Origin of the sequence: Megasphaera hutchinsoni (assembly GCF_001553405.1) — a bacterium.
GTDB classification, from domain to species: domain Bacteria; phylum Bacillota; class Negativicutes; order Veillonellales; family Megasphaeraceae; genus Megasphaera; species Megasphaera hutchinsoni.
This window is the reverse complement of record NZ_KQ960939.1, coordinates 2218-5480: the sequence shown is the minus strand read 5'-3', so window position 1 is coordinate 5480 and position 3263 is coordinate 2218. Positions and strand designations below refer to the sequence as shown.

The following is a 3263-nucleotide window of genomic DNA, read 5'->3' as shown; positions in this document are numbered from 1 at the left end:
CCGCTACTTTGTCTACTTTCGTATTCAATACTTTGAGCTGTGCCACGTTGACCGCATCGGTATCCTTGGTACCGGCAGCCACTCCCGTAATCTGGCGGGTAACTCCGTCTTCTTCATTACCGATAGCCAGTGCCGCTTTGTTTCCGACCCATGCACCTTTACCTAAGTTGGCTCCGCCATTCAATTCTTTTTGTAAGTTGTTATATTTATTGGTCAACTCTTGTCCTTTGTTCCACAATTTTTGTTGTTCATTACGTGCATGGAGAACCCATTCCACCCATTCATTGTTTCCGTTCAATGTATTTCCGTTAGCTTCTGCATAGGCTTTACGCTCATCCAAATATTTATCGGGATATTTTTCTTTATCCACCCATGCTTGATATGTAGGTCCCATTTGAGCGACTTCATCTGAAAGGGCGTTCATTTCACGTTGAATTTCCTGTTCTCGTGCCGCACCGATACCTGCTTCCGGATGTGCCTTTTTAAAGTCCGTCCATGTTTTTGCATCACTTGTCGGGTCGTAGCCGAAAATACCGGCATTACGGGTAGCAAGGGACTGATTGCCCAACGCAATTGCACCGTCAAGATTTTCTCCTACTTTCGCTTCCGAACCGATTGCTATGGCGGACGCACTGTATACTTTGGTACGACGACCGATAGCAATACTGCTCTCCATGTCTTTCATTGTATTTTTCATAGACGGAGAAGTCATCTGCGGAAGTTGTTCCATCGCCAACGTACGGAGTTTTTGCTCCAAATATTCACTGCCCATAGCAGCAGGCATGTTTTTCGCTCTTCGTTCCCATTCTGCAAATTTTTCGGGGAATTTGGCTTTCAATTCATCTCTCAATCCCTTATCCAAAAAGCTTCGTGTCAAAACCCACTTATTAACATTTTGTGCCTTTTGCGTTTCATCATCAAGCCACTTCGTACCGACATAAGCGCCCGCTCCGAGTGCCACACTGCCGCTGCCGCCGGCTACCGCTCCGGTTCCGGAAGCAAACGATCCGCCTCTCGACAACGCATTCCAACCGATAGCTATCGTATCGTTCCATGACGTATTCGTATTATCCGAACCGACCGCATGTGAACCGTAACCGATCGCAATATCTCTGGCGCCCGATGCCGTACTTTCCACACCGAATACAATACTTGAGTGACCTATCGCTCTTGCTCTGTACCCGAACGCTTGCGAATTTTCTTCCGTTGCCATAGCATCCGGTCCGACCGCCGTAGTATATCCGGCTCTTGCACCTTGATTATCATAATTAATACCGGAGTCACTCCCGTTGGCAGAGAAGAAATGAATATCCTTCTTACCATCAACTTTCTTATTCAATGCTTTAAGCTGCCGCAAATTGACCGCATCCGTATCTTCTGTCCCGTCAGCCACATTAATAAGTTGTCGCCCGTGCGTTTTATTCCCGACAGATACAGCCCCCAACGTATTTTGATTGGTTAATTCAAATTCACTGAACGGGGCTTTTACAGTTACTGTCCCGCGATCGGCTTCAGAAAATGCACCCAAAGCAACACCCCCGGCTGCTGTAGCTTCAGACCGGAATCCCAATGCCGTAGTATAGTCGCTTCCATCCTTAGACAACACCATATGCCATCCTAATTGCTGTAGTACAGATTCCCACTCCGTCACTCTTGCTTTTAATACATCAAAAGATGAAATTTTAATACTCGAAAAATATTCTTTGTAATGCTCAAAAATCAATTTTCCAATTCTTTCTGATCTCGCTGATGAATCTTCAGCCGGATTAACTGCACCAAAAACATCAGGGTATTTTTCCTGCAATTGTGAAAAATAGGGTTGATACTCATACTGATTTTTTCCTCCCCCCAATAAATATCTCTTTATATCCGGTACTCCCGCACTGGATTGTACACCGATAGCAATGCTGCCCGTTCCCATAGCTTTTGCAAATGCTCCATAAGCATTCCCTAAATTCCCTGCCCATGCTGCAGCACCAATCGCATTCGACGATCCAATTTGGGTAGCCCGAAGAGGAAAAGCCACTGAATTTGTTCCCATAGCAATCGCATTCTCCCCGAATGCGGTTGGTTGATATCCAATAGCGACAGCATTTGAGCCAAAATTGTTTCCATCATTCCCGATAGTTGCGGCCGCATCAGAAACATATTGATGATTACCGCCATATACAGCTCGTCCTTGTATAGAGTTACTATCAACGGCATGATTATCACCACCGATAACTTGTGTATACGTAGAATATAAGCGGATATATTGGTCCCAAGTGCTAATATTGTTAAAGACTTGATTAAGTGAGTTTTTTTCTTCTTCTGTCAACTCTCCTGCTTTGTTTGCCAATAGTTTTTCCCATGCACTTTTTTGTAATTCCTCCGGTGATGCCGCCGTAACTTGTGCTGTCATAGACGCCGTATGCACATAACCGCCTGTTAAAGCCATCACAGCAAGCAGTATAGCTACTTTTTTCCCGATTCGTTTCATAATGACCTCCTTATATGTCTCCCAACTACAAAACTCATTCGAACATCGATTTATTTTCATTCTCTATGCAACATAAAAATAGCATGAGTTTTACCTGATTTTTTACATTTCATCTATATCATTACAATTATAAATATATTTTATCGTCAAGGAAATTGTATAAATACTTTATTTTACTATACTCTAATTCTGTTTTCTTTGTCAACCAAATGATAATTCTTCCCCCCTGCTAACCAACCATTATATATAGATATTCCCCACTAATGAACGGTAAAACAAAAACCAATTCCTCTCTCTATCTCCTAGAGAAAGGAATTGGTTTCATATACATGATCTTATTTCAAGCGTGCCTCCAAGGCAGCCAATCGTTGTTCCAATTGTGCAATACGATCATTAGCCGCTTCATTTTGTTTCCGCATCACTTCATTTTTACGTTGTAATTCCTGAATTTCTTTTGCCATAGCCATGCGTAACGTGCTGATATGATTCAAATTGCCCTTACCGACTTTAAAGCTCAGCCCTACATTCATCGCATCGGCACCGGAACCGATCGTGCCGCCGACACTGACCATGGAACTTTCACTCGGACGATAATACGCTCCCAACGCATACGCCTGATAATGCCCGTACGTGCCGTACGAGGCGGCTACATTCCATTTCGCATCGGGATCGAAATCCAGCGGATGCAAAGCTGCCAAAGCGGCCGAACCTGCTGCCGCCGGCTACCGCGCCGCTTCCGGAAGCAAAAGCTCCGCCTCTCGACAACGCATTCCAACCGATAGCT

At 44.4% G+C, this 3263-nt stretch carries 1 protein-coding gene and 1 pseudogene; both read right to left on the bottom strand.

What is annotated here, in order from left to right; genetic code table 11:
* Nucleotides 1-2479 (bottom strand): annotated as a pseudogene (locus HMPREF3182_RS02805) (hypothetical protein); the annotation flags it as partial.
* Nucleotides 2480-2814: 335 nt separating this feature from the next.
* Nucleotides 2815-3177 (bottom strand): YadA-like family protein, encoded by a 363-nt coding sequence (locus HMPREF3182_RS02800; protein WP_062485348.1) that lies wholly within the window; start codon nt 3175-3177, stop codon nt 2815-2817.
* Between the last annotated feature and the right edge of the window lie 86 nt (nt 3178-3263).